20 protein-coding genes, 1 tRNA gene and 2 riboswitches are annotated in these 26513 nt (G+C 64.0%); of the genes, 4 read left to right on the top strand and 17 right to left on the bottom strand.

Translation table 11 applies throughout. The annotated features are described in order from the left end of the window. Positions 1 to 73: 73 nt before the first annotated feature. The gene (locus tag KF708_04010) at positions 74 to 523 is read left to right on the top strand and encodes a helix-turn-helix domain-containing protein (protein ID MBX3411858.1); all 450 of its coding nucleotides are present in this window, start codon (positions 74 to 76) and stop codon (positions 521 to 523) included. Here KF708_04010 and KF708_04005 read toward each other — a convergent pair. From KF708_04005 to KF708_03980, 6 genes are all read right to left on the bottom strand, one after another. After that, positions 492 to 1526 (bottom strand): tyrosine-type recombinase/integrase, encoded by a 1035-nt coding sequence (locus KF708_04005; protein MBX3411857.1) that lies wholly within the window; start codon positions 1524 to 1526, stop codon positions 492 to 494. The two genes, KF708_04010 and KF708_04005, sit on opposite strands and share 32 nt — an antisense overlap. A gap of 140 nt (positions 1527 to 1666) precedes the next feature. Continuing rightward, positions 1667 to 1739, bottom strand: a tRNA-Ala gene (locus tag KF708_04000). 129 nt (positions 1740 to 1868) lie between these two features. After that, complete coding sequence (locus tag KF708_03995; GenBank protein MBX3411856.1) at positions 1869 to 2009, bottom strand: hypothetical protein; 141 nt, start codon at positions 2007 to 2009, stop codon at positions 1869 to 1871. Between the two features lie 70 nt (positions 2010 to 2079). After that, positions 2080 to 3519 carry a cardiolipin synthase gene (gene cls, locus KF708_03990; GenBank protein ID MBX3411855.1) on the bottom strand — a complete coding sequence of 480 codons (1440 nt, stop codon included), beginning with the start codon at positions 3517 to 3519 and terminating at the stop codon, positions 2080 to 2082. A 48-nt stretch (positions 3520 to 3567) separates the two neighbouring features. Continuing rightward, positions 3568 to 4434, bottom strand: coding sequence for an SDR family oxidoreductase (locus tag KF708_03985; GenBank protein MBX3411854.1), 867 nt, complete (start codon positions 4432 to 4434; stop codon positions 3568 to 3570). Beyond that, positions 4431 to 7127, bottom strand: coding sequence for a glucosidase (locus tag KF708_03980; GenBank protein MBX3411853.1), 2697 nt, complete (start codon positions 7125 to 7127; stop codon positions 4431 to 4433). Before KF708_03980 ends, KF708_03985 begins: the two co-directional genes overlap by 4 nt. Before the next feature lie 350 nt (positions 7128 to 7477). Here KF708_03980 and KF708_03975 point away from each other — a divergent pair, with 350 nt between their 5' ends. Further along, the gene (locus KF708_03975) at positions 7478 to 8023 is read left to right on the top strand and encodes an inorganic diphosphatase (GenBank protein MBX3411852.1); all 546 of its coding nucleotides are present in this window, start codon (positions 7478 to 7480) and stop codon (positions 8021 to 8023) included. 187 nt (positions 8024 to 8210) lie between these two features. Next, the gene (locus KF708_03970) at positions 8211 to 9176 is read left to right on the top strand and encodes a Kdo hydroxylase family protein (GenBank protein ID MBX3411851.1); all 966 of its coding nucleotides are present in this window, start codon (positions 8211 to 8213) and stop codon (positions 9174 to 9176) included. A 51-nt stretch (positions 9177 to 9227) separates the two neighbouring features. On the opposite strand, the gene KF708_03965 is transcribed toward KF708_03970, so the two are convergent. The 11 genes from KF708_03965 to KF708_03915 form a co-directional block, all read right to left on the bottom strand. Beyond that, a complete protein-coding gene (locus KF708_03965; protein ID MBX3411850.1) occupies positions 9228 to 9788 on the bottom strand; it encodes a DJ-1/PfpI family protein in 561 nt (186 codons plus the stop codon). 54 nt (positions 9789 to 9842) lie between these two features. After that, positions 9843 to 11258: a hypothetical protein gene (locus KF708_03960; GenBank protein MBX3411849.1), complete on the bottom strand. Its 1416-nt coding sequence runs from the start codon at positions 11256 to 11258 to the stop codon at positions 9843 to 9845. A gap of 18 nt (positions 11259 to 11276) precedes the next feature. Then, a complete protein-coding gene (locus KF708_03955) occupies positions 11277 to 12077 on the bottom strand; it encodes a class I SAM-dependent methyltransferase (GenBank protein ID MBX3411848.1) in 801 nt (266 codons plus the stop codon). Between the two features lie 201 nt (positions 12078 to 12278). Continuing rightward, positions 12279 to 14129, bottom strand: a complete 1851-nt coding sequence (locus KF708_03950) for a PEP-CTERM sorting domain-containing protein (protein ID MBX3411847.1) — start codon at positions 14127 to 14129, stop codon at positions 12279 to 12281. Positions 14130 to 14267: 138 nt separating this feature from the next. Next, positions 14268 to 14480: riboswitch (cobalamin riboswitch) on the bottom strand. A gap of 54 nt (positions 14481 to 14534) precedes the next feature. Beyond that, positions 14535 to 15356, bottom strand: a complete 822-nt coding sequence (locus KF708_03945; protein ID MBX3411846.1) for a DUF1559 domain-containing protein — start codon at positions 15354 to 15356, stop codon at positions 14535 to 14537. A gap of 347 nt (positions 15357 to 15703) precedes the next feature. After that, positions 15704 to 15912, bottom strand: a riboswitch (cobalamin riboswitch). A gap of 58 nt (positions 15913 to 15970) precedes the next feature. Then, complete coding sequence (locus tag KF708_03940) at positions 15971 to 18151, bottom strand: hypothetical protein (protein MBX3411845.1); 2181 nt, start codon at positions 18149 to 18151, stop codon at positions 15971 to 15973. 56 nt (positions 18152 to 18207) lie between these two features. Next, positions 18208 to 18681 carry a peptide-methionine (S)-S-oxide reductase MsrA gene (gene msrA, locus KF708_03935; GenBank protein ID MBX3411844.1) on the bottom strand — a complete coding sequence of 158 codons (474 nt, stop codon included), beginning with the start codon at positions 18679 to 18681 and terminating at the stop codon, positions 18208 to 18210. Between the two features lie 149 nt (positions 18682 to 18830). Then, positions 18831 to 20033 (bottom strand): glycosyltransferase, encoded by a 1203-nt coding sequence (locus tag KF708_03930; protein ID MBX3411843.1) that lies wholly within the window; start codon positions 20031 to 20033, stop codon positions 18831 to 18833. Further along, a complete protein-coding gene (locus KF708_03925) occupies positions 20017 to 22248 on the bottom strand; it encodes a YfhO family protein (protein MBX3411842.1) in 2232 nt (743 codons plus the stop codon). Before KF708_03925 ends, KF708_03930 begins: the two co-directional genes overlap by 17 nt. Before the next feature lie 131 nt (positions 22249 to 22379). Beyond that, positions 22380 to 23462, bottom strand: coding sequence for a DUF362 domain-containing protein (locus tag KF708_03920; GenBank protein MBX3411841.1), 1083 nt, complete (start codon positions 23460 to 23462; stop codon positions 22380 to 22382). Then, positions 23459 to 24340 (bottom strand): hypothetical protein, encoded by an 882-nt coding sequence (locus KF708_03915; GenBank protein MBX3411840.1) that lies wholly within the window; start codon positions 24338 to 24340, stop codon positions 23459 to 23461. The genes KF708_03920 and KF708_03915 overlap by 4 nt, the downstream gene beginning before the upstream one ends. Positions 24341 to 24640: 300 nt before the next feature. Between KF708_03915 and KF708_03910 the strand changes: the two genes are divergently transcribed. After that, positions 24641 to 26329 (top strand): glycosyltransferase family 39 protein, encoded by a 1689-nt coding sequence (locus KF708_03910; GenBank protein ID MBX3411839.1) that lies wholly within the window; start codon positions 24641 to 24643, stop codon positions 26327 to 26329. The last annotated feature ends 184 nt before the right edge of the window (positions 26330 to 26513 follow it).

Here is a 26513-nt window from a genome sequence, read left to right as displayed (position 1 = left end):
CAGTCGCGACAAATTGAGCCTAGGGGATCGCGGACGAAACGGTCAAGGCCCACCCGGTAAGCTACACTTTGGCATGGCCAAAACCTTCAAATCCTGGCTGAAAAAGCAACTCGCCAAGCTCGATGAAATCGAGCAATGGGACGAAATTCCACTCAACGTCTTTGATGATCTCCGTAACGTCATCCACGAAGCCGAGCGGAAAGCGGCAGCCGCAGGCGTGCCGAACGCCGTGGCCGCTTGCCGTAAGCTGCGGCCGGGTGGAATCTCCATCGGCATTGCTCGCGAAGTGCTAGCCGAGTGCCTCCAGGCCATCAGCGTATCGCCAGACCCGGAAACGCCAGACGGGCCGCTCACTGTGCAGCAAGCGGCCCGTCTGTTGAATATCAGCACGCGCAAGGTCTACTCACTGTGCGAATCTGGTGAGCTATCGCACACCACGAATCCGATTCGGATTCAACGGCGCGACTTGGACGCCTACCAGAAAGCGAACGTCAAGGCTTCCCGCTTGCGGCTTGTCCGTTAGCTGGCTTTGCCAAAGGATTGCCTGTCGCGGCCTTCTCAAGCAAGTATTCTTCGGCTTCCTCAAGATGGCCATACCGCGTGGCAATCATCCGCGTATCGACGTGGCCGAGTAACTTCGCCACCGTCAGCGAATCGACGCCGCTGGTTAGCTTCTGGTGCGTGAAACTGTGACGTAGCACCGTCGCACACAGCCCCGGCCATTTGGTTTGGAGTCGCCGGAAACGATCCTTGATCGAATGTCGATTCCAGGGCTCGCCCTCGCGATTGCGGAATAGCGGGCCGGTCGGATACTGCTTGGCCAGCCGTTGCACAATCCCCAATGAAATGGGGTCCAGGTAGACGACCCGCTGTCTAGTTTTCCCTTTGGACTTCAAGCGCGGGAAGATGACACGCGAGCCATTCAAATAGCCTGCCTGCATGGTCCTTAGCTCATTCGGCCGGGCACCCGATGACAGAGCGACGGTCAAGTAATCGCGAAAGCAATCATCAGACGCCGCCGCGATAAGCTCCGCCCATTTCTCGGATGGAACGTAGTTCTCCCGGACGTTGCGGCGCGGTTTCTTCATGCGGGCAATGGGATTTCGAGTGACCAACCCCATCGACTCGCCCCAATTGAGGGCCGCAACAATCGACGTAATCACGTCGGCTTGGTAGGTCGTGCTGCGGTCGCTGTAGTGCTTGTCGATGCACTGTTGGACGTGGTACGGCCGCAAGGCATGCGGTCGCAGAGTTGCCGCAGTGCTGGCCGAGAAGGTCGTCAGGATGTGCTTGTACTTCTTATGTGTGTTGGCAGCCCGATTTGCCTTCACGTAGTCCAGGTATGCCGTGACGATCTCGCGAACCGTCAAGCGCGTCGTGCGCACGACGCCGGTTCGCTCGGTCATCAGCCGATGGAATTCGTCGTGGGCTTCGGCCTTGTCCTTGCCGAGTGAGTGCTGCTCGCCGTCAATGCAGACGTACCATGTACCAGTCTGCTTTCGGAGCCAGGGGCGGGGCTGTCGCATGTCCCATCCTTTCATTCAAGGATAGGCCAGCAGCAGGCCGGCAAGCGAACCGTGCATTTTTACCGTGCATCCATGCACGGTATCCAAAGTGGGTAGTTGAGTGCCCGTCCTAAGTAATTGCACAGTGACGAGTTACGTAGTGGAGCGGAAGGGAGTCGAACCCTCGACCTCTGCATTGCGAACGCAGCGCTCTCCCAACTGAGCTACCGCCCCAGCCGGGCCCGGTGCGAGCATCGGGCGGCTGTGTCAGACCCGCGATTCTACGGCTGCCCTTGCCTGTTGTCAAAAGCGTCCACCCCCGGTCGGCGTCGATTTCGGGGGACGCTTCCTGACTGGCGCCGGTTACTGTGCGTAGCTCGTCATCGCCGTCAAAACGATCCCGACGACGATGCAGAGGGCGAAGCCCACGCCGATCCCCGCGATGAACGCGGCCGTCGTCCAGGCCCAGAATCGCCAGTTGGAATAGAGACCCTGCGTAGGCATAGCCTGATTCTAGCGGATTAACTTTGTAATACAAAGTTAATTTAACAGCAGCGTTTACTCGCTTGTTCCGCTAGAGATTCGGACCCGCCAGGCGGCAGGCGTTCTCGAGCATGCGGCGGGGAATGCTGCGTTGGGCGACGGCCACCGGGTCGACGCGAGTGGCCTGTTCGAGATCGCGGCGAAAGGCGTGCTCCAGATCGGCCACGGGCCCGGGCGAGTGGAGCACGCAGCCCAGTTCAAAATTCAAGCGCAGGCTGCGTTCGTCGATGTTGGCCGATCCGACCATGGCCCAGCGACCGTCGACCATCATCAGCTTCGAGTGCATCATTCCCTGGTGGTAGAGATAGACCTCGACGCCCAACTGAGTCATCTCGGCCCAGTAGTAGCTGCTGGCGTAGTAGGCGATGTAATGGTCGGGCTTGGCGATGCCCAGGATCTTCACGTCCACGCCGCGGTAGCGTGCCACGCGCAGCGCATCGAGCAGGCCGACGTCGGGCACGAAATAGGGCGTGGCGATCCACAATCGCTCGCGCGCGGCGAGCATGGCCAGCAGGTACGTTTCGCGAATGCAGTTCGTATCTTGATCGGGCCCAGCCGCCGCTACCTGCACGAGCGACGTGCCGGCGTCGGGCATGTTGGGAAAGTATCGCTCGCCGTTAAAGGGGCGTCCGCCGGCAAAGTCCCAGTCTTCTTGAAAGACATATTGCAGCGAACCGGCCGCCGGACCGGCGACGCGCATGAACGTGTCGCGCCAGTAGCCGAAATAGGCATTGCGCCCCAGGTACTCGTCGCCGATGTTCATGCCCCCGGTGAAGGCGGTATGTCCATCGATGACGACCAGCTTGCGATGATTCCGCAGATTGACGTGCAGACGCGAGCGTTGCAGCCGCAACGGTAAAAAGATCTTTGTCTTGCCGCCGGCCTCGACGAGCGGGGCAAGCGTGGCTCGCTTGAGCCGGAGGCAGCCCATGGCATCGTAGAGCAAGCGCACCTCGACGCCGGCGCGGGCCTTGCGCGTGAGGTGCTCGATGAGCGCCTGGCCCGCTTCGTCCGAGTGAATGATGAAGAACTCGAGATGAATGTGATGCTGGGCCGCATCGATCGCCGCGAGCAACGCCTGCATGGCGTCGTTCGTATCGTGGTAGAGCTCGACGGCATTGCCCGACTCGACCGGAAACGCGCCGGTGATGGCAGCCAGCGTGCCGAGATCCGCGTAGGTGTTGGGGGCCAGTTCGGCCGCCACCACGCTGCCGCGGCCCGAGGTCGAACGATGCTGTTTGGCGAACCGCTCGCGGTGCCGGCGTTTGCGCTGCTGGCGCCGGTAGACGTAGTTGTAGCCGAAGATCCAATAGAGCAGCGAACCGAAGAACGGCATCATCACGATGGCCAGAATCCAGGCGATCGCGGCGGTCGGCTCGCGCTTCGTGAGCAGGATCCACGGCAGCAGCACGCAGATCAGCACCAGGTGCAGAACGGCGACGACTGAAAAGTTCTGCCAGAAATCAAGCACGTGGCGTGATTCTTTCTCGTGCGATCTGTCGCGTGCGGACGCTGCGCGTTAGCCGTTGTCGGCAAAGCCAGGATACAACGCCATGCCACCATCGACAAAGATGCTGGCGCCGGTGATGTACTCGGCCTGATCCGAAGCGAGCCAGACGGCGGTGCGACCGATATCGGCCGGATCGCCCACGCGCCCGTAGGGAATCAGCGTCAGCAACTTGTCGAGCGCTGCGGGAGTGGCCCAGGCATCGTGATTGATCGGCGTGCGAATGGCGCCGGGACAGATGCTGTTCACGCGAATGCGATCGGGGGCGACCTCCTGGGCGATCGTCTTCATCATCATGTCGATGCCCCCCTTGCTGGCCGCGTAGTTGACGTGTCCGGCCCAGGGAATGACCTGATGCACGCTGCTCATGCAGATGATCTTGCCGGCCGAGCGAGAAACGGACGGCACCACGCCGCGTCGGCGGAACTCGCGCACCGCCTCGCGCGCGCAGAGAAACTGCCCCGTCAGGTTCACGCCGATCACGGTGTTCCACTGCTGCAGCGTCATCTCGGTCAAGCTGGCATCGCGCTGCAGTCCCGCGTTGTTGACCAGGATGTCGACCGTGCCGAACTGATCGCGTATGTGCGCGAACATGGCGCGGACCTGATCTTCCTGGGAAACGTCGGCCTTGACGGCCAGGCCACGCACGCCGAAGTCGGCGATCTGCCGGACGACCTGCTCGGCGACGTCATCACCGGCGACGTAGTTCACGATTACATCAGCGCCGGCTTCGGCCAGGGCCAGGGCCACGGATAGTCCGATGCCCGAGTTCGCTCCCGTCACAAGCGCCTTCTGGCCGGCGAGCAACCGGGGCGCCGTCGCCTGGGGTAGCGGTACCGAAAGCGTGGGATCAACGAGGGTCGCGTCGGCCGTGATCATGTCGAGATCTCCGAAAGGGCAATGTGTTCTTCGGGCATGTTGGTATTCGAAGCGCCGTTCGGCGCTGGGGCGCGTCGCGGCTGCAAGAGTTTGCCCACGAGTCCGGTCCAACCTGTCTGGTGCGAGGCCCCCAATCCCCGGCCGCTATCGCCGTGGAAATGCTCGAAGAAGAGCAGGTAGTCGCGAAAGTGGGGATCGGTCTGCATTTTTTCGTAGGGACCGAACGAAGGGCGCCGACCGTTTGCATCGCGCAGAAAAAGCCGCTCGAGACGGCGCGTCAGCTCCTCGGCCACCTCGTTGATGGTGATGTATTTGCCCGAACCGGTGGGGCATTCGACTTTGAAGTCGTCGCCGTAGTAGTGGTGGAACTTCTGCAGCGACTCGACGATCAGGAAGTTGACCGGGAACCAGATCGGGCCGCGCCAGTTCGAATTTCCGCCGAACAGCCCACACTCCGATTCTCCCGGCTCGTACCCCACTTCGAAATGTCGGGCATAGCCGTCGACGACGTAGGGATCCTGCAGGTGCTTGCGCGAGAGGGATCGCACGCCATAGTCCGACAAGAAGGCCGACTCGTCGAGCATGCGTCGCAGCAGGCACTTCATGCGATGGCCGCGCAACAGCGAAAGGAGGCGACGGCGCCCGCGACCGGGAACTTCCCAGTGCGAGACGAGGTTCGCCAGATCGGGACGGTGCGTCAGATACCACTCGAGATGCTTGCGAAACTGGGGCAGCTTTTCGAGCATGTCGGGCTCGAGCGTCTCGACGGCAAAGAGCGGAATCAGCCCCACCATCGAATGAATTTTGAGGGGCATGGATTTGCCGTTGGGCATCGTGAGCACGTCGAAGTAGAACTCGTCCTGCTCGTCCCACAGCCCGATGCCCTTGTTGCCCATGTTCGTCATGGCTTCGGCGATGCTGAGGAAATGCTCGAAGAACTTGGTGGCGATGTCCTGGTAGACCGGGTTGTGCAGCGCGAGCTCGAGCGCGATGCGCATCAGGTTCAGGCAGTACATGCCCATCCAGCTCGTGCCGTCGGCCTGATCGAGCTGCATGCCGGGAGGGAGCGGCGCGCTGCGATCGAACGCGCCGACGTTATCCATGCCGAGGAAGCCCCCCTGGAAGACATTGCGCGAGTTGGCGTCTTTGCGATTGACCCACCAGGTGAAGTTCAACAGCAGCTTGTGCAAGATGCGTTCGAGGAAGGCGATGTCGCCCGGTCCGCCCCGCTGCCGGCGATCGATCTGGAACACGCGCCAGGCCGCCCAGGCATGCACCGGGGGATTCGTATCGCTGAAAGCCCACTCGTAGGCGGGCAATTGCCCGTTCGGGTGCATGTACCAGGTGCGCGTGAGCTGCAAGAGTTGCGACTTGGCAAACTCGGCGTCGACCAGCGCCAGCGCGATCGTGTGGAACGCCAGATCCCAGGCGGCGTACCAGGGGTACTCCCACTTGTCGGGCATCGAGAGGACTTCGGCGTTGTGCATGTGCTGCCATTCCGAGTTGCGCGCGTGGAGGCGTTCGGGGGGGGGCGCTGGCTGGCCGGCATCGCCGTGGAGCCACTGCGCCACGTCGAAATAGAAGAACTGCTTGCTCCACAACATGCCGGCCAGTGCCTGTCGCTGCACGCGGCAGTTCTCCGGATCGTGCAAGTCGCGTTCGAGCTCGTTGTAGAACTGATCGGCCTCGCCGCGGCGATCGTGCATGATCGATTCGAAGTCGGCCAGCGGCGATTCCCCCAGATTCTCGGCCAGCCGCAAGCGCAGCTTCGTCTCGCCGTGCGGAGGCAGGTTCAAGCGATAATAGGCGGCCGATTTCGTGCCGCACTGCATCGGGTTCACCGCCGAGTGATTGCCCTGCACCACGTATTCGTGGAACGCGTCTTTAAAATACCCGTGGGCGTCGTGCATGCCGAACAGCCGACGGACGTTCGTCTCGTTGTCGCAAAACAGCAGGCGATCCGCCGCGGGCGCGAACAACTGGTACGTGCCGAGCAACTCGTGCCGCGCGGTGATCGTCTGCTCGCGATCGACCTCGAGCACGGGCCGCTGCGGATTACTCCCCCAGCTCCAGACGTTGCGATACCACAGTTGCGGCAGCACGTGCAGCTCGGCGGCGTCTGGTCCGCGATTGGCGATCGTGATTTCGATCAGCATGTCGCGAGGCGAGGCCTTCGCGTACTCGACGAAGACGTCGAAGTAGCGATCGTCGTCGAAGACCCCCGTATCGAGCAGCTCGAACTCCATCTGCTGCTTGGTGCGGCGGCGGTTCTCCTCGACCAGCCACGCGTAGGGGAACTCGCGCTGCGGATACTTGTAGAGCATCTTCTGATACGAGTGCGATGGCGTGGCGTCGAGATAGTAGTAGATCTCCTTGACGTCTTCGCCGTGGTTCCCTTCGCTGTTGGTCAGCCCGAACAACCGTTCTTTCAGAATCGGATCGCGGCCATTCCACAGCGCTAGCGCCAGGCACAAGCGTTGCTTGTCGTCGGAGAATCCGGCGATGCCATCCTCGCCCCAGCGGTAGGCGCGGCTGCGGGCCATGTCGTGAGGGAAATAGTCCCAGGCGGTGCCGTGAGGACTGTAGTCCTCGCGCACGGTGCCCCACTGTCGTTCGCTGAGATAGGGGCCCCATTGGCGCCAGTTCTGGCGTCGCAACCGATGCTCTTCGAGACGTAGTTTTTCAGCGTTCAAGGTGAGTCGCACCCCCAAGGCGGATGGCTGGCAGGCGGGAGCAAGGCGGGCGTCGCACGTCGGGCGACGATTTCACCGGCGCGCATGCTAACACCTGGCGCCGAAAGACTCCCGCTCAAACTTAGATTGCCCACGTGCGCGGGGATCAAGGCAATACGATCCGCGGATCGAACCAGCGGCCATGGAATCGGTTGTGACGTCCCTGTCGGTGGTAACGACAAACGGCCGGGGCATCGTTACGATGACGGCAGTCCGACCAGGCGGAACTGTCCGGGCCGATCTAACCTTGCGAAAACCGACGAGGACGGCCCCCCACCAAGCGCTTGCGAACGAAGGAACGAGAACGACCCATGACCCATGCCTGGCACGACGTGACCCCCGGCGAGCATCTGCCCCTCGAGTTCGCCACCGTGATCGAGATCCCCCGTGGTTCGAGCGTGAAGTACGAGCTCGACAAGCGGACCGGTCTCTTGCGGCTCGACCGTGTGTTGTACTCGTCGGTGCATTACCCGGCCAATTACGGCTTTATCCCGCAAACGCTGGCCGAAGACGACGATCCGCTCGACGTGCTGGTGTTGTGCCAGGAACCGGTCGATCCGCTGACCCTCGTCGACGCTCGGGCCATCGGCCTGATGACGATGATCGATAGCGGCAAGCGCGACCACAAGATCCTGGCCGTGGCCCTGCAAGACCCCGAGTATCAGGAGTTCCAGGAAGCCTCGGAACTGCCAGGACACCGGCTGGCGATGCTGCGGCGGTTCTTCCAGGACTACAAGCTGCTCGAAGGCAAGACGGTCGAAGTCGACGATTTCCAGCCGGCGGCTGCGGCCCTGCCGGTAATCGAAGACGCCCTGGCTCGGTACAGCCAGCATCGCCGTCGCGGCTTCCATAAATAGAGCGCTGCGCGACTCGGAAGGGCTGAATCCGCTTGCCTGCCCCTATTCGGGTGCCGCCGAGCGAAAACTGCGCAAACTAGGAAAACTTTTCCGGCTACTTAAAAATTCCCGCTTCAAGCGGTTTTCGCGACTGTGCCGATAAGGCTAAGGAGCGGAACCAAACAGGCGACTTGGAGCAGGAAGTAACATGAAGCCGACGCCCTCTTTACGGATTTTCAACGGCAGCGACGACGCGATGCCCGAGTCGAGCCATCGGCCGACCACCGTGGTGGACGCGTCCAGCGCATGGTGCCGGCAGTTGGAAGAAGGCAAGATCGTCTACTTTGCCCAGGCTCCGTTCGAGTTGCCCACCGGCGACCGCGAGTTCCTGCTGGGCGTGAAGCAGACCGCCGCCAAAATTCACAAGAACATCGCCTACCGGCCGCACGAAGACCGGTTGACCGGACTGACGGACGTCGAGCCGGCCGACGCCGAACGTGCCCGGGCCGTCATGGCGTCGTTTTCGCGTCGGGTGACCGGTTTCCTGGCCGAATTCCTGACGCCGTACTCAAAGACGTGGCGGCTCGACTTCGCCAGTTTCCGGCCGGTCGAGGAGCGCGGCCGCGACCTGCGCAAACGAGCCCGGAACGATCTGCTGCACGTCGATTCGTTCGCCACGCGCCCCACGGGAGGCGACCGCATCCTGCGTGTGTTCTTGAACATCAATCCGACGGAAGCGCGTCGCTGGGTAACCACCGACACGTTCGACGTATTGCTGCGTCGCTTCGGGGCCGCGCCGCAGTTGCGCGGCATTTACGCCGCTGGCGGCGTGGCACAACTCCGCCGCGCCGTGGGACGACTGGCCAAATCGGCCGGCCTGCCCGTCGTCGTACGTCCTCCGTACGACGAGTTCATGCTCAGCTTTCACAACTTCTTGAAAGAGCACGACGAGTTCCAGGCCAACTGCCCGAAGCAGGTCTTCGACTTTCCGCCCGGCTCGGTGTGGATCGCCTACACGGATATGGTCTCGCACGCGGTGCTGTCGGGCCGCTTTGCCCTGGAGCAAACGTTTCTCATCTCGCGTGAGTCGCTCGTGGCGAAGGAGTTGGCGCCGATCAGCCTGCTCGAGCGCTATTACAAGCAGCAGCCGACCGAGACGCGGCGCGCGGCCTAGCTGGCCATGCCACGTCGGCCTTGCGCAACAGAGCCAAGGTCCTGCCGTGCGCTAGCGCGCGGTGTATTCCTTGAGCATGCGCACGAACTCCTTCAAGAAGGGAGTGTTATCGTGCCACGTGCGGGCGGAAACGAGATTGCCGTCGACGACGACCGGTTGATCGACGTACCTGGCCCCACCCTGCGCGGCATCGAGGGCACACTTGGCCACGGTGGTCACCGTGCGGCCACGAAGACAGTCGGCCGCGGTGAGGATCTCGACGCCGTGGCACACGGACGCCACCGGTTTGCCGGCTGCGAAGAAATGGCGAGTGGCGCGGAGCAGATCCTGATCGTAGCGGAGATACTCTGGCGCGCGTCCGCCACTGATGAACAGGCCGCAATAATCCTCGGGCCGCACGTCGCGAAAGGCGATCGTGGCAGCCAGGTGATAGCCGGCCGTCTCGCGGGTAATGTCCCAGCCGGGCGGCTTCTCGTGCAGCACCATCGGATAGACGCGAGCCTCGGGGCCGGCCACCACCACCTCGAAGCCATCCTCCGGCAGGCGAAAGTACGGATACATCGTATCGAGCACTTCCGTGGCATCACCGATGGGCATCAACACCTTGGGCATACCGTGGCTCTCCTTCCAAAATTCCTGCCAGACGCCGCGACGGGTGTCGTCATGTTATTCGATGCCGAGTAGCTGCGAAATCGCACGGCGCATCTCTTTCTCCGACTCGGGCACCACGAGCGAGGCCGTCGGCTCGTACCCTCCCTCGGCATAGGAACGCTCGAGGCACAGGTATCCCGGCCCACCGTCGCCGTAACCCGCGACGCAGACGAAATCATCCGGACGAAGCTTTTGCGCGTCGAGTTGATACTCGACAAAGGGCTCGCCCGGCAGATGCACGAGCCAGACGTTGCCGATCTCGAGCGAGCTGACCTCGATGGGCTGCTCGGCCCGCTGCCGATAGGCCAGGCTCAGCGCGGCGCCCAAGCGGGCCCGAGCGTCGGCTTCGCCATTCTCGACCGTGGCGCGATTCTGCTCGGGATAGTTGCCGCCGTCGTTGCGCGGCTTCATCCTCAGTTCGGCGGTACGCCATTGCCACCGCGGCGCCAAGGGTTGTGGCCGGCTGGCTGCAATCGAGGCCTGCATGGCCTGGTACATGCGGTCGGCCAACTGCACGCGAGCCAAGGGCGTGCCATCGTTGTACTTGCCCGCCGCGACATTGCCACCGCAGCCCGTGAAGTACACCTGGAAGGCACGATCCTCGCGTTCGAGGCGTTCGCGGGCCATGCCCGGAAAATCGGTACAGGCGCGGCCATCTCCGTAATACGTCTGCGGGTGTGAGGCATAATAGTGCAACCGCACCAGTGGTTTCTCGCCACGCGAGAAGGTCACGGTGCGCAACAGGGGGTCGATCAGCCCTTCGGGCCACTCTTGCAGGCTCTTGTCGGTGGTGGAACTGAAACGCACGCGCATCGCCTCGCCAGGCTTCGCCAGGCGGCGCGAGGAGGCGATGCGTTCGACCTTGGCCGTGCCGGTGCTAATCGCATCGAATGGCTCGAGCCTGACGGTCGCCTCTCGGACGCGGGCCGCGAGCCGGTCGAGCATGCTGTCGAACCAGGGGACATCGCACAGCGCAGGAGGGTTCGGGTGCGCATCGAGCAGATGTTGCGCCGCGCTGTCGACGATGGGCGCGTTGTGCTGGTGCAGGCACTGCACGGCGACGTAGCGCGGTTCGGTGCCTGCCGCCGCGGCGAGCTTCGTGCGCATCTGGTCGTGCGAGAGGTTTCGCACCTCGCACCAATCGAGCGCGCAGAGCACGTAGCGATGCTGGCCATCGTCGAGCACGATACCCTTGGCCCAGAGTGGATCGTCGACCCCCACGAGCGGCTTGACCGAGCCCGCGCAGAGAGGGCTGCCCAGCGGAGGCGTAATATCTTCGCGGAAGGTCCCGAGGCGTGGCAGGCTATCGGGGGACGTTGACTTGACCACTGCGGGCTCGGCCGCCGCGGCGCGATCCAGGCTCATCGGGGCCAGGCAAGCCAGGATCAATAGCGCGCCGTGCATCACATACCGGACGATTCGGTGGGGCATCGCGAGTCTCACTAGGCGTTATCGGGTCCAGAGTCGTGGCGGTGTCGTGGGCGCTGCATCGCCGCGGTCGACGCGTCGTGCCTTCAAGCGTACATACGGCGGCACGTACTGCGAACGATGAGCGAAACTTCCCGGCGTGCTGTCCTGGCCGTGAAAGGGTTCGATGAGATCTTCCAGAACGAAGCCGGCGCGGCAGAGGCCACCCACGAGATCTTCCCAACGGTGCAGGTACTCGAGCGTCCCACGTTCGCGGTGGAGCGTGTTTCCGGCGGGGGGCAAGGGCCCGCTGCGGTAATAGGGTTCGGCGAGGCGGACCCCCTCGAGCGACGAGTGGGTCTCGGCCTGCAGCGAGGCCGGCTGCTTGTGCTGGCTCACGTAGAGACCGCCTCTCGTCACGACGCACGCCACTTGCCGATATACGGCCAGCACGTCGGGCACATAGCACGTGCTCACCGGCTGCCAGACGAGGTCGAACGACGCCTCGGCGAGCATCGACAGATCGTCCATCGAGGTCTCGACCGTGCGTAGCGCGAGGCCGCGTCGAGTGGCCACCTCGCGATCGAGTGCGAGCATGGCGGCGCTGATATCGACGACGGTCACGTCCGCTCCGGCAGCGGCAAACAGAGCGCTTTGTCGACCACCCCCCGCCCCGAGACAGAGCACGCGGCGTCCGGCGACCCCCTCGCTCAGCCAGCCGCATGAATCGAGCGAAGCCAGGGGATTCGCCAAGTCGGCATCGCTGACCGGCAACGTGTGACGTCCACCGCGGCGCACCAGCTCGTCCCAAGCGCGGGCATTATGTTCGGCAGCAGAAGACACGGCGGTGCGATCCTGGAGGCGGAGAGTCCTTGCTCACGAAGGGTGAACCAGAATGATTCTCGCAGATATGGCACCGGCTGTCAGCCACGCCAAACTTTGTAGGTACTCGCGTACCTGACCGCTTTCGACGTGGCCAACTCGATTGATTGTCAGGTACGGCGTACCTGACCTACGAGAGATTGTGCAGCACAAAGCCCAGAATCAGCCGTGCCATTGCTGTCGGCGTCGCAGGCCGACGGCTATTCCTAGCACGCCACCGAGAGACGCAATGGCCCAAGTGCTAGGCTCGGGAACACTGGCATCGACGACGTGAATGCCCTCGAAGACCACATCGGCGTCGATTAGCCCGAAGCCGAAGGTCTCTTGCCACTGCGCGATCGAGAATTGGTCGACGGAGAACAGAACGCTTGGCGGAAGGATGTTTTGAATCGTGGTGACGTCGCCGTCGAAGCCCCCCGGCAAGAGCGAGACGCCGAGCAAGTTGATTTCGAGGGGGGAGCCCGCCTCGCCGACGGTGAGGGTCAGCGTGCGCGTGGCGGCCTGGTATCCGACAAAGGCGCGTAGCAGGCTGTCGAAGGGCAGCATGGGTTCGCCTTCGATCGTATCGATCGACGTCTCTGGACCGAAGGGAAAGACGATGCGCGAGAAGAAGCTGCCGCCGTTGTCGCTCTGCACGACGCTAGGCCCGAGCGACGGGCCGCCGAATTGGGGGGAGACATTCGCGTAGTAATCGAACGTGACGACGTCGAAGGCATCGTGTGTCGTGCCACCGGCACGGTCGTTGCCGGTGGTGAGCGCATTGGTGAGTCCAAAGGCGATCTGCGCGCCGACATTCTGGTTCGCCACGTAGCCGGCACTCAGAAGACGAAAGTCGACGGTAAAGCTGAAATCGTCCGCCTGAGTGAGTGTCTTGCCCAGGGGAAACGAAAGTTTGGCGGTCGGGGCGAAGGAGTCGTAATGCGCCGTCGCGCTGCCGGGTGCAAAGCTGAAACGGCTCGCACTACCGCTCAGGGTGGCACGTCCGCCCAAGACGGGATCATCGGCGAAGTTTTCGAGCAGCAGCGTAGCCGCGCTCGCAGAGTTGGCACTCGAGGCGAAGAGCAATACCACCACGAGCGCCGCCGCAGCGACGGCTCCCTTGGTCGTGCCCTTCCTCTGCTGCTGGTTGTGACGCTTCCGCCGCAGCCAGCCCCCCACGCCCAAACCGATGCCCCCCGTCACGGCCAGAGCGACCGAGGAGGGTTCGGGCACGGCTGCTCCCACCGCCACGTCAGCCAGCGAGAGGGCGTCGAGCTCGAACTTGAGGGAGGTGAATGGATCGCCATCGTCCGCCACGCTGAACCGCACGAAGCCCACTTGCGATAGGCCCGAGCCCGAGATGTCGATCCACGTGCCTCCCCCCGATCCGTCGAGCAGATCGAGGATGTCGAAGTCCGAGAGGCTCGAGTAGGGCAGTCCGGCGAAGCTCGAGAGCGTGCCCGTGAACGGCTTGCCGAAGTCGGAGAAGACCGATCCCGGCGTGCCGTCGAAGGGGCCCGCGTCGAGATAGCCGTTCGTCGGCACGTTGAACGTGTGGAGGCCGAGCGGTACCCAGGCGATGCCGTCCTCGCTCACTTCGACGTGCGCTACGCCTCCGCCGAAGATGAAGGGGGGGGTGCCGGCCTGGCCGTTCGGATAGTTGTCGTCGGCAATGCCGACATTGGAGAAGACGCCAATCTCCGGGCCGCCTGCCTGCGGCAAGGCAAAGTTCTGCAAACGCAGCGTGAGATGCCCCCCTTCGCCGATCGACACCAGTTCGTTGGTAAGGAACGGCGGGCTGAACGGGCTGACCACCGAGGGGAAGGGCCCGCCTTCGCCCGAGAAGCGTTCTGGCGACCCGAGCGCGGAGGTGGGATCGTTGTAACTGGGATTCGATGTCGTGCCAGGAGAGTAGGACAACACCTGCGAAGCAAAACTGGCGGCCCAGGCGTGCTGGACGCCGCAGCTCGCCGCCACGGCGAAGATCAGCACCGGGGCCCACGACAGAGCACGAAGACTTTGACAGCGAAACATCTTGAAGACCTTTCTTCCCGATTCGCGCGGGATGCGTACGAGCTACTGGAATAAACGATGGCACCGCCGGAGCAGCACCATCAACGAGTGGGGGGAACGAAGCGCGAGGGCGTCGGGCAGACGCGATCGACTTCGTTCGCAAGGAGCCTCGCGCGAGGCAGGTCTTCCGGCTGAGGGCACAATTCTCGCGTCGCCTTCCCACCACACCGATCGAGGGCTGGCAGTGGCACCCAACGGAGAACGATCGAAATCGGGCGACGATTCCGAAGGCCCATCACGGCGGCGCGTCCGCGGCGGCTTTTCACCGCCTTCCCTAGCGCCTGCGCGAGGAACACGACACGTGCAGCGTGCTACGCGTCGTGTGAGAGATACATTAGCGGCAACCTGAATGCGGCGAGGAGAGAATTAGGGAATTACTTGCGTGAGCACGTCGCGACCGTTGCGCGTGCAAATGGCTTCGAGGGTCTTAAGATCCATCTCATCGCGGAGAAAATGCACGCTACCGTCGCAGAACAGCGTCTGCACGCCGCCGGGGTGATCGCTCCACATCTCGTTCAAATCGCGATTGTCGGGGTCGTTGATGCGGCCGTACTGGTCGAAGATGTTCTCGCCGTTGGCCCATTCGCCGTCGTGCGCCCAACCGCGCCCCGTGTTTTCGGCCACGACGACCGTCTGGCTCGTGCCGTCGCAGATATCGACGATTTTGATGGCCTTGTCGTAGAGCATGACGCCATTGCCCAGGGTGGTGATACCCGGCATGGCCGCGCCGTAGATGCCGCCATAGTCGGTCACGCCCATGAACTCGCCCGGGTCCTGGCGGCCATTGTTGTTCCGATCGCCGGTCGTATAGCCCACGCGGTCGTATTCGAGCCGGGCCGTGCTGGGACAAAGGTACGTGGGGATGATGCGTGTCGTGGCTTCACGATTGGCGGCGCTCGTGTAGGGACGATTCACGTCGATGAGTCGCCACACGTTCTCCTGCTCGATATAGGGGAGGATGAATACCGACCAGGCGAGTTGCTTGCGCCCGCGTTCCGTGCAGCCGGTGGGAAAGTAGCCGAAGCTATCGTGGTAGCTGTGCAGGGCGATGCCGAGCTGGCGCAGGTTCGAACGGCACTTTGCTTGTCGACCTGCCTCGCGCGCCGCTTGTACCGCCGGCAGCAAGAGCCCGATCATGATGCCGATCATCGCCACCGACACGAGGAGTTCGACGAGCGTGAACGCCACTCTTTGTCGACGGAGCCTGCATAGCATGACCGCCGGCATGCCGGCACGGCCGGAGGCCGCCGGGACAGGCCGGAACGATCGGGAAAGCAGGGTGTCTTGAGGTCGTGGCATCGAGCGGGTTCGTTCCGCGAGCAGGCGACCATTCACCCTGTGCTGCGTCCTGCACGACTCGTGCGGCTGTCAGAATATTGGTGACAGCGCGCAATACAAACCAGCAGACGCGCACACGGCACAATGGCCCAAGGCTCGCTGGATTAGCGGACTCCTACCGAACGCGAACCGGGATGCCAACCTATGATGAGGCGGGCAAACCGTCACACTCCGGGGCGTCTGTCCCTCGCAGACGACACAATCGGTTTCGCGTTGGTAGGTCTTCTGACTGCGAGCCAGAGCGGATCAGGCCTTCTCGCCGCAAAACGCGACAATGGCGTGAAGAAGGATCCGCTCCCGTTGCTCGATTACAGCGGCGGGGCCGTCCCGGAATTGCACCGGAGTTCCCTGTTCGTCGGCCTTCCCCAAACGGAAGCAACCGACCACCAACGCACGGCACCTGGGAGACTAGCAGACCACTGGTGGGGTGTCAATTCGCGAATCGCCGGGCGAATGGGGCGAACTTATCCGCCGTGATAGGGCTGCCCCCGCTCGTAGAGTTGCCGGCGGGCGTGGATGGCGCGGGCCAGGTTGACGTCGCCCCGTTGGTTGGCCAATCGAATGGCCAGCCCCGCCTGGGTGATTGCGCCGGCGTAGTCCCCCGTCTCGGCCAGCGCGGCGGCGAGTGCATCCAACAGGCGCGGATCGGACTGCTGTGTGGCGGCACAGAGGGCCTGGGCCACCTCGAGCGCCTCGGCCCCCTCGCGCACCTCCGCGTCGGGATGCGTGGCCAAAAGCCATGCCAGGCGTTGGCCGATATCGACACGGCGCGGATCGAGCTCGTAGGCGGCGCGATAGCTTTCGACCGCCTCCAGCGGACGCTGTTGTGCTTCGAGCACAATCGCCAGCGCGAAACGTGGATTCGGAAACTGCGGCACGAGCGCGATTCCCGCGCGGTAATGCTCCTCGGCCACCTGAAAGTCGCCGGCGCTGCGGGCGTGCTCTCCCAGCCGCACGTGGGCCTCGAGCGCGTTGCGGCGATGCTCTTCCTCGCCCTGGTACAGCTCTAGCAAACGCGTGTAATCTCGTTGCGCCTCCTCCGGTGCGCCGTTCATCTGAAAGGTCACCGCGCGCACAGTGTACTTCATGATCGACTCCTCCGTCGGCCAGAGGCTCAGCAGCGCGAAACCGGCGATCGCGGCGAGTGCGACGCCGACCCCCTGCCACGACATCGCCACGTGCGTCGGCGCTGCGGTTTCGCGCGCACGAGCGAGCAGAAGGATCGCCAGACCGATCCAGGCGACGAGCGGCAGCAGCGACCAGGCGCTCGCGAGACCAAGCCATGTGCCGAAGCTGGGGGTTGTCACGCCGGCCTGCGCAAGCGGCCACCAGAATTCCGTGACGGGATTCTCAATCGCCTCGGGCAGATGGGGCGTGACGCTCGTGGCCCAGAGGAACCGGGCAACCGACACAAACACCAAACCAGCAAACAGGGGGCGCCACCACCAGCCGCGTGTTGGCAACAAGGGGACGTAACAGGCAAAGGCGAGAAAGGGCAGCCCGGGAATCAAGTACCGCGGTCCGCACGACCAGCCTCCCCAGGGCGAATCGATCGACGCGTTGAACACGATCATCACCGCGCCGATCGTGCCCGCCAGTAGCACCGGCCGCAGCCGCGGGGCGCAGCGAGCCGCCAGGTAGACACCGGCCACCGCGAAGAGCAGGAAGGGGGAATACACAAAGATGCCGCGCGAGAGCGAGAACGTCAGATCCCACAGCGCCGTGATCTTGGGATGCGTGACACTGTAGAGACCGGCGGCCATTTCGGCCCGATACGCCTCGGTCGCTTCGAACTTGTAGGGGAAGGTGAGGGGATCGCCCGTGATGGCCCCGTTGTACGCCAGCGTGATGAGCACGCCCGGCACGATGGCGGCGCCAAACAAGATCGTCCGCGAGAAGGGTCGGACCGCGAACAAGACATACAGCCCCAGCGGCGCCACCAGCACGACGATGGGGTGCTCGATCAGGATGGCCAGCCCTGCGAGCAAACCTGCCAGCCAAGCCTGTGATGTTGTCGGTGACGCGACCGGTTCGTCGATTCTCCCCCGTGGCATCGCTATCAGATAGAACGCGGCAAACACGCACAGCGCTGCCGGCGAATGTCCGTAGTAGAGCGTCGAGTAGGGGAACGCCGGGGTGCCCAGCGCATAGGCCAGCGCCAGCACGCCCGCCCAGAAGGTCGGGCACCCCGCGACGCGAACGGCGTGAAACAAAAGCCAGGCCAAGCCTGCGGCGGGCAAGGAAACCACGAAATAGCGCACGATCTCGCGCTCCGCGGCGTCCGACAACGTCATCCCCGTGATCCGCCCCGCGTAGTACAGCACCGCATAGAACGGCACCCCCAGCAACGACGAGCCGGGGGCCTTATCGGTGTAGTAGTGACCGTCGATGAGGGCCTTGTCGCCGATGGGGGCGTGATAGGCATCGATCGAAAGGGAATGCTGCTCGACGATTGCTCGGACGAGCGCCCAACGGGTCTCGGCATTCGTAAAGGGGAGCGCGTGCAGAAAGTACGCATACGCACCGGCGGCGCAGAGGAAGACCACCCAGCCGGGCGCGAGCCAACGACGCGCCGAGACGACATGCGCAGCGGTCGACACCGTCTGCGGTGGTCGCTTCGACTTGGCACCAGGCTTCGGGGGCATGCGAGCACCGCGACGCGCTCGCGCGGTCCGGGGTTCAACGGGCGAATCGGAGACGGCTACCGCACGTGGCAGCTACCCAGCCCACGTTTTTGCAGGTACTGCTGATGGTATTCCTCGGCGCGATAGAACGCCCCGGCGGGGGTGATCTCCGTCACGATCCGGCGGGGAAAACGGCCGCTGGCATCGAGCTTTTCCTTCGAGCGTTGGGCCGCCTCGCGCTGCGCCTCGTGGTGATAAAAAATTGCCGAGCGGTACTGTGAGCCGAAGTCGGGACCCTGGCGATTGCGCGTCGTGGGATCGTGATTCTGCCAGAAGACGTCGAGCAATTGCTCGTAGGAGATATGCGCGGGATCGAACTCGATCTCCACCACCTCGGCATGCCCCGTCGTGTCGGAGCAAACCTCCTGGTAAGTCGGGTTCTGCGTGCGTCCGCCAGAGTATCCCACGGCGGTGGCCGTGACGCCGGGCAACTGGCGAAACGTCTCTTCGACGCCCCAGAAGCAGCCCGCACCAAACATTGCTTTTTCCATGAAATCCCCTCGCGCTAGTGGAACACGCCACGTCGGCCTCGATCGATTATAGCGTGACGAGGCAAGAGGCCAGCGGGGGCAACCATCCCGTGCCGTCGCGAGAGGAACGCGCCGGGCCTGGAACACTGCTGGGGAACATGGCCCCGATTTCAGCGTGCGAGAGGTATTTCGTCCACCGGCTGCAAACCGGCGTGCGAGGTCGTCTGCTGCCGGTCGAGCGTGGCCAACAGGTTCACTGCCTGGACAAGCAGCTCTCGATGCTGGACATCGTCTTCGAAATCCGCCTCGCTCGCGTATGGTTCGTCCCAGACGAGCGTATCGCGTTCCGCGGCGGCAATCACCGCGGCGGCTTCGAGGAAGCGGCTCTCGACGGCCAGCTCTTCCTCGCGCGTGGTGAAGTTGACGGTACGATCGACGAGGTAGATCGGCCGGCCGCGCACTTGATCGTAGATTCGCAAGACATACTCGCCCAGCATGGCGATCCCCAGCGCGTTGAGCGCGGCGAAGAAGCTGGCGCCGAGTATCGGCAAGACCCACGGGGCGGCACCGTCGGCGAGGCCCCACTGCCCTGCTCCGACGATGCCCGAGACGAGGAAGATCACCGTCGCCACGAGGCCAATGATCTGGAACAGCGCCAATGGCGCGGCCGAGAAGGAGAAGATCGCCGTTTTGGCCAGTCGCACCAGCCCCCAGAACGAAACTCGGGGCTGATCGTCGTACCGGGCGCCCCGTTCGACCTCGATACCCTTCTGCCGAAAGCCGACCCACGCCCGCAGACCGGCATAGTAGCGGTCGCGCTCGCTCAGGCCGACGATTTCGCGCGCGACGCGGCGATCGATCAGTCCGAAGTTGCCGGCATCGAGCGGCATGCGAGTCGTCGAGATGGCGGCCAGCAGGCGATAGAAGGCCGTGAAGAGCACGCGTTTCGGCAAGCTCTCTTTGCGATCGGTGCGAATGGCGTAGACGACGTCGTAACCGGCAAGCCAGGCATCGACGAAGCGCACGATCGCCTCGGGGGCATCCTGCAGGTCGGCATCCATCAAGATAATGGCATCGCCCTGCGCGTGCGCCAATCCCGCTTGGACGGCCGCCTGATGTCCGAAGTTGCGTGAGAGATGCAGAACGCGCACGTGGGGGTTCTCGGCCGCCAGGCAATCGAGAATCCGCGGACTGTCGTCGCGCGAGCCATCGTTGACGAAGAGGATCTCGTAGCGCATGCCACACGGGGTGACGGCGCGAATCAATGAGTCGAGCAGGCCGCCAAGCACGTTTTGCTCGTTGTAGACGGGCAGCACCAGGCTGACGAGCGTCTCGTCGCGCGGCTTGCGCGGCAGTTCAGCGTGCGATTTCATCTCGCGAGATCCTTCGATCGGTTTCCCCAGAGCGCCGCACCCACATCATGCGGCCCGCATACAACCCACCCGCCAACATCAGTCCCAACAACGACAACGCGACACCACCACGCAGACTGGGAGGACGAAAACGCAAGGCCACTTCGTGCCGGCCGGCGGGCACGACGACCCCCATGAAATCGCCATTCGTGCGCAGCACCGGCGCCGGTCGCTCGTCGATCGTCGCCTGCCAACCACGATGAAAGCTCTCGGCAATGACGAGCAACTGCCGCCCCGGCGCCTCGACACTGAGGTCGAGCTGGCCCGGTCGTTCGGCGACGAGTGCGGCACGGCCGGGCGTTCCGGATTCGAGCTCGAGCGGTTCTTCAACGACCGCCGTTCGATCGAGCGCCACGCCGTTCACCGCCGAACGCGGGTGGCGGTCGACGATGGCCTGCGACACGCAACGCACGCGCGGCAAGGGGTTGGCAAGCTCGAACCACTGCGCGTCGTGCCGCGTCAGTCCGGTGATTTGCTCGGCCGCGTCGCTACGCGCGACCCAGCGCACGTTGGCCAGACGCAGTGCTGGCAACTGGCGATAATCGAGCTCACGCGCCGGCTCGAGCCCCAAATAGCCATCGATGCGCTGCCAGCCGGCGAGCAGCGCCTGATCGCCCAGGCGCAGGGTGACCTCGTGGTAGCGTGCGAGGTCGCCGGCAAAGCGATCACCCGCTTTACCCGGCGGCGTGGCCTGCGCCGCGACATAGTCGGACAGAGTCGCCGCGTGCGGCCAGACAGAATAACTGAGTCCGTACACACCCACATCCAACGCGGCGAGCCACACCAGCAAATGCGCCCCAAGACGGCCCCGGCGCAAGAGCAGCGAAATCGCCACGCCGGCGAAGAAAAAAAGCGTAGGACCGGCCAGCATCAAGGGGAGGGACGCCAGGTAAACGTGATCCCAAGCGAGCCAGGCATACAAGATGGCCAACAGCGACAACGCCGTGCCACTCCAGATAGCCACCTGTTCGCGGCGGGGAATCTCTTCGCGCCGGTCGGCAAGTCGCCACAATTCGGCAAACGCCACGGCGGCCGCCACGGCCAGCGCGAAGTGAACGAGCACAATGGCCCGGCAGGGGAAACGGAAGCTGCCCACGAGGGGCAGCATCGTCTGCAATTCATAAACGAGGCCGTATTGCCCCATGGCCAAAATCAATGCCACGCACGCCAGGCCGAGGGCGGCCCGTCCGAACAAGCGAGCCACGGGGCGGCAGCGCGAGGAAACGGCCAGCCACAGCGCCAGTAGGAATGTTACCGCGCCCGCGTAAAGCCCCAGCTCGTGCGTGTTTTGCCCGACGACACGCGTCCGCGTGAGGTACGGCGCCACGAGTTGCACCACATTCACCGGCGCGAGCGATCCCCAGTGGGCATATTCGGGCGAGGCTTCGCGGCGCGCGGCGTGCTCCAGGGCATCGAAGCTCGGCAGAAGTTGCACGCCTCCGGCAAGCACGCCCAGGCCGAGAGCGATTGCCCACCAGCGCCACGCGCCGCGGCGCACCTCGCCCAGATAGGCCAGGTAGCCGGCAAAGGCCACGAGCGCGAGCGTGTTGAACCAGACGTATTGCGGATAACCGAGCAGCAATTGCGAGGCGAACAAGAGGACTGTTGCCGATTCGGCCGCGACGACGCGCCAGCCTTTTTGCGCCGTGAGAAGCCAATCGGTCGTCCACAGCAGCCACGGCAGATGCGCCACCACCGCCACGCCATTCATGTGCGCGAGGTGCAGCAGATTGAATCCCGAGAACGTAAACAGCAGCGCACCGAAGAGCGCGGCGGCACGCTGCCGCAGACGGCGGGCCAGGAACAAGTAGCTTCCGACGAGCATCCACACATAGCTCGAGATCAGTTCGAGATCGAACGCCGCGGCAAAGGGGAGCCACCGGTAAAGCAGCAGATGAAAGGGATGGTAAGAACCGGTCTGCCCTTCACCGGTGAGGTACACCCCACCGTAGAGATGTGGCAGCCAATCGAACGCATCTCCCTGGGCCAGACAGGTGGCATAGAACGCGCGCAGGGGGAGGTGCATCGCCCCGAGATCGTCGTGCGTGTAGACCTCGCCACGCACAAACGGCAAGGCCAGCGCCACCAGCAGCAGGGCGCAGGCCACCAGCACCACGTCGAACAGGCGTCGTTCGGCGTTCGTTTCGCGTGTGGTTTGTTGTTCGGACGTTTGCATCGTGCCGCGGTTTGGGAAAGGCGCGCGGAATCTCCGCCACCTACAACCATAGGTCGCCCGGCGATGGCGCCAGGGGCGACGCCGCTGCGAAAATCGAGCCTTTCGCGAAACCCGAAGTCGTAACGCCCCCGTCAGGTCACCCGGACGCCGGTCACGTCGGACCGCATTCCGCGCAAGTGGGGCCAGTCGAGGATCTGGAAGGGAGAGACGAGTTGCTGCCAACGTTCGCCGCGTTGCACGATCCGACGATCGGCAATGTCGCCCAACCGGCCACTGGCCAACTGCAGATAGGTAAGCTTCACCGGCTCGATCCCCATAATCCGTGCGAGCGTCGCGTCGAGCGCCACGCGATCGAGCCCGACGGCGACGAGCCCCATCGGCTTGGGCGTGCCCATGATGGGCCCGTCTCCTTCCATGCAGAGTATGCCATCGACGATGCCGATCGTGGGAGGCAGCGAGGCGTTGATATCGACCACGGTTTGTGGAATGCCCGCGTGATGGAGCACGTTCTTCGGCCAGCCATACTTGATGCCTGGCAAGACGCCATACATGTTCTTCAGCGAGGCGGTGATGCCGACCCAGTGATGGGTTTTAAGCTTGGGGAGCGAGACGACCAGGTGGGCCTCGAGCAGGGTGCGTGGCAGGTGCAGCTCGGTCAGCTTGCTGACTTTGCCCCGATTCGGCACGGCCCCCATCGCATCGTAGTTGAGGTCGACGAACTCGAGCCCCGCGTCGCGCAGGGCCTCGCCGACTCCCGACTCGCCGAGAATCGCCTCGGTATCGCGGACGTGCCCCGAACCTTCGCCCACGACGACCGACGCCCCCCAGCCGCGAAAGGCGTCGGCCGCGGCGACGATCATGGCCGGATGCGTCGTCATCTGCGGCACGTGGCGATTCGGCTCGACGAGATTGGGCTTCAGCAACACGCGCTTGCCACGAATGGACGCGGGATCGAAACCGACGGCGAGCAAGCCCTCGCGAATCGTCTGCGCCAGTGGGCCGTCGTAACGCTGATGGCGTGCCAAGAACACGGGGGACTTCTCGCCCCCGTTGCCGCGCAGCAGGGTGTAGCCGAGCAATCCCGCCACGGCCGTGCCCCCCGAAATCAACAGCGCGCGGCGATCCAGCGGGGGCGTGCCGATCGGCGTGCCACAGGGATACGTGGCCGGTTGCGACGCTGACGGGCTCGGCGGCGGGAGCAGATCGTGCGTCATGTGGCGGCCTCCGTGCGCTCGAGCAGACGAATCAAGGGGGACTCTTGCAGTGGCGCCGCCAGGGCCAGCGCCGCCAGTCGAATCGGCTCGCGTCCACCGCTCAACGTGCGAACGGCGCTCATGCGAAGCCACGTTCCGGCGGCCTCCGGCACTCGCCGGAAAGCGGCCAGTCCGAGTAGCCCCCAGGCCAACGAAATCGCGGCCTCGTGGGGACCGAGCGTATGCGTTAGATAGTCGAGCGAGGCGTTCACGCGCGCGTCCGCCGCCGGAAGCTGCGCCAGCGCCATCATCGTCACGCCGGTCGGCGCGACCTGGGGTCGCAATTCCTGATGGAGAACGTACGTGTTGCCGTAGTTCGCGCCGCCGGATGGCAGCAATCGATCGACGAGCAGTCGCGTTCCCTCGCGGACGCGCGGATGATCGGCAGAGCCAGCGGCGCGCAGGGCGAGCACCGTCCAGGCGGTCGGCTCCATCCAGGAATGCGTCGTCTCGACCCAAGGCCAGCCGACGAGCGTGACGTCGTGACCGATGGCGTCCGACTCTGGCACCGGTTGACCTTCGATCGTCAACAACCAGGCGGCGGCTCGACGAATCGACTGGCCGTAGCGGACATCGTCTCCCGCGGCAAGCCAAGCCAACAGGGCGAGGCTCGTCGGCCAATGCGGCCACGGCTCGTCGTGGTTCAACCCGAGCATACCCTCGCTGGTCTGCAACTCGGCGAGCCAGTCGAGGGCGGGACGCGCGGACGCGATTCGTTCCTGGGCAACGAGCGCCAGCGCCGCGAGCGCCGTCGGTTCGCTGAAGGGCTCTCCTCCCACGACATAACCGCAGACCGGCCGCCGGGCGAGGGTATCGAGAATCGTATCAAGCCACGCCACGTCCCAACACTCCGAGATAGCGAATGATTCTCACGGCGAAGCGGGTCTTGCCTTCGCGCCAAACCGCACGGCCCCTACGACCGACTATTTGTCGCGTCGGCGCAACATGCCGCTGCAAAAAAGATAGCTTAGTGAGCGGCTTTATTGATGCCTGCGCCACGGGTGACCCGAGGGGGACCAACGGGAGCCCGTCCCCCCGTTCGTCGAACGCTGCGCCAGGTTCATTTGCCGCGCAGGCATGAATAACTCCCACCGCGATTTGCCCGCCGCGCCCACCTTCCCTTTTCCCTCCGGCATTCCATGTCGCTTGCCACCGCTCCGGTCGAATCGTGCCCTCGAGCGGTAGACGAATACCGCTCGGCCACGTCGCAGCGCAACGTACAAAGCCCGCGCGCTTGGCGCCTGTTCGTGCTGCTGAACGTCGTGGCGCTGCTGGGCACTGCACTGTGGTTTCGAGTTTGGGAATTGGGACACCTGCCGGGCATCAACGGCGATGAAGCCGAGTACGCGGTGAGGGCTGTGCGGCTTCTGCAGGGTGAGCCGATCGTGTGGCATACGCCCACGGGCAACGTCGTGAACCCATTTTTCTTCTTTCCACAAGTCGCGATTCACGCCATCTGGCCTCCTTCGTTCGTGACCTTGCGCCTGATCGCCGTGGTCAGTGGACTGACGGCGCTGGTGCTGAACTACCTGCTGTGCCGTCGTCTACTCGGCGATACCGCTGCCTGGATTTCGACCTCGATCCTGGCCGTACTACCGATCGATATCGCCTATAGCCGATTCGCCTGGGACACCTGCCAGACCCTGGCCGCGAGCACGCTGGTTGTGTATCCCGCCCTGCTGATGCTGGCCGAGCCCGCACGTCGCTGGCGTTGGTTCGCCCTTGCCTGCGTGGGCTATGGCGCCGCCTACCTGGTCCATCCCACGAACGTCTTCCTGGGGGGCTTCTTGGTGGCGGTGCCGCTCGTCGAGCGCCGGCACGAGTGGCAGGCGCGCGTGCGGTCATTCGGCCCGTGGAAAACCGGCTTCGCCGCGATCGGCGTCGTATTGCTGGCGGCGTTTGCCTCCTGGTTCGGTCGTACGGTGCTGAGCATCGGCCGCATCGACGCCACGAGTCCCGCGGGTCTAGGCGAATTCGCCCGGAACTACGGACGTCTGTTTCAAGGGACCACGATCTATCGCTACATCGCCGGGTCGCACGGTGCGGAGACCATCACCAGTCCCGCGTGGCCGTACGATTTTGGCTGGCTGGACGGGCTGACGCTCGCCTTGTTCGCGGGGTCCGCCGTGCTGGTAGGGCTCGAATTGCGTCGCAAGAACGACGCCGCCGACTGGGGTTTGCTCGCGGGCTGGCTCGCGACGACGGGCGGGTTTCTGCTGGTGGCGGGGCCCGAGGCGATTCGCCCTCACTGGGAACGCTACGGCCTGTGCCTGCTCTTGCCGGGGGTGTTGCTCGTTACGCGGGCCAGCGCTTTGCTGCTGCGACCGGGCCGCTCGGGAAGACTTGCCACGGTCGCTCTCCTCGCGCTCGCCTGGCTGATGCTGGCCGATTTCCACGCCAGCTATTTCCATTTCATGCACCAGACCGGTGGAGAATCGCAGCAGACGTTCCGCACGGCGGCCGTGGAGCCGAAGCAGGCCGTGCTCGATCGGATCCTGACGCGGCACCAGAGCGGCGCGCCGGCGCAGATCGTCGCCGGCGAGTGGTGGAACTACTGGCCGCTCGCCTATCTCGCGTCGGACGATCGCGAGATCTCGGTCGTCTGGGAAGCCGATGACAACCGGCCATCCGACGAACGCTGGTACGTCGATTTCGCCGACAGCGAGGCGCACCTGCAGCACCGGCGCGAGCTCGCCGATCGCTGGGAGGACGTGGTCGAATCGTCGGTGCTCGATTACGCGGGACGGCCGATTCTGGTGCTGCTCGAGCGCGGCCGCATGGCAACGGGCGCGGCGCGGGACACTTCGTCGCCGGGGGCATCGCCCTAACAGCCTGTTGAAAAATGCCCTCGTGGGCATTTTTCAACCTCGCCAAGTGCGGAGCAAAGCTCCGCACGGCTCGCAAAATAACGACTTACGTCGCTATTTTGTCACCGCATCCCTGCGATGTCGCAGTCCGTTGAGTTTTTCAACGGACTGCTAAGTCGTTGATCGTCGTGGCGCCAGAGGCGTC

The organism is Pirellulales bacterium, from assembly GCA_019636335.1.
In the GTDB taxonomy this organism is placed as follows: domain Bacteria; phylum Planctomycetota; class Planctomycetia; order Pirellulales; family JAEUIK01; genus JAHBXR01.
The sequence above is the reverse complement of the archived record's forward strand: the minus strand, read 5'-3'. Positions and strand labels throughout refer to the sequence as shown.

Coding starts and splice junctions, on each gene's coding strand:
- KF708_03965 (MBX3411850.1), bottom strand. CDS start 9,788: ATGCCCAAGGTGTTGATGCCCATCGGTGATGCCACGGAAGTGCTCGAT.
- KF708_03950 (MBX3411847.1), bottom strand. CDS start 14,129: ATGTTTCGCTGTCAAAGTCTTCGTGCTCTGTCGTGGGCCCCGGTGCTG.
- KF708_03940 (MBX3411845.1), bottom strand. CDS start 18,151: ATGCCCCCGAAGCCTGGTGCCAAGTCGAAGCGACCACCGCAGACGGTG.
- KF708_03910 (MBX3411839.1), top strand. CDS start 24,641: ATGTCGCTTGCCACCGCTCCGGTCGAATCGTGCCCTCGAGCGGTAGAC.
- KF708_03985 (MBX3411854.1), bottom strand. CDS start 4,434: ATGATCACGGCCGACGCGACCCTCGTTGATCCCACGCTTTCGGTACCG.
- KF708_04010 (MBX3411858.1), top strand. CDS start 74: ATGGCCAAAACCTTCAAATCCTGGCTGAAAAAGCAACTCGCCAAGCTC.
- KF708_03995 (MBX3411856.1), bottom strand. CDS start 2,009: ATGCCTACGCAGGGTCTCTATTCCAACTGGCGATTCTGGGCCTGGACG.
- msrA (MBX3411844.1), bottom strand. CDS start 18,681: ATGGAAAAAGCAATGTTTGGTGCGGGCTGCTTCTGGGGCGTCGAAGAG.
- KF708_03975 (MBX3411852.1), top strand. CDS start 7,478: ATGACCCATGCCTGGCACGACGTGACCCCCGGCGAGCATCTGCCCCTC.
- KF708_04005 (MBX3411857.1), bottom strand. CDS start 1,526: ATGCGACAGCCCCGCCCCTGGCTCCGAAAGCAGACTGGTACATGGTAC.
- KF708_03925 (MBX3411842.1), bottom strand. CDS start 22,248: ATGCAAACGTCCGAACAACAAACCACACGCGAAACGAACGCCGAACGA.
- KF708_03970 (MBX3411851.1), top strand. CDS start 8,211: ATGAAGCCGACGCCCTCTTTACGGATTTTCAACGGCAGCGACGACGCG.
- KF708_03930 (MBX3411843.1), bottom strand. CDS start 20,033: ATGAAATCGCACGCTGAACTGCCGCGCAAGCCGCGCGACGAGACGCTC.
- KF708_03920 (MBX3411841.1), bottom strand. CDS start 23,462: ATGACGCACGATCTGCTCCCGCCGCCGAGCCCGTCAGCGTCGCAACCG.
- KF708_03960 (MBX3411849.1), bottom strand. CDS start 11,258: ATGCCCCACCGAATCGTCCGGTATGTGATGCACGGCGCGCTATTGATC.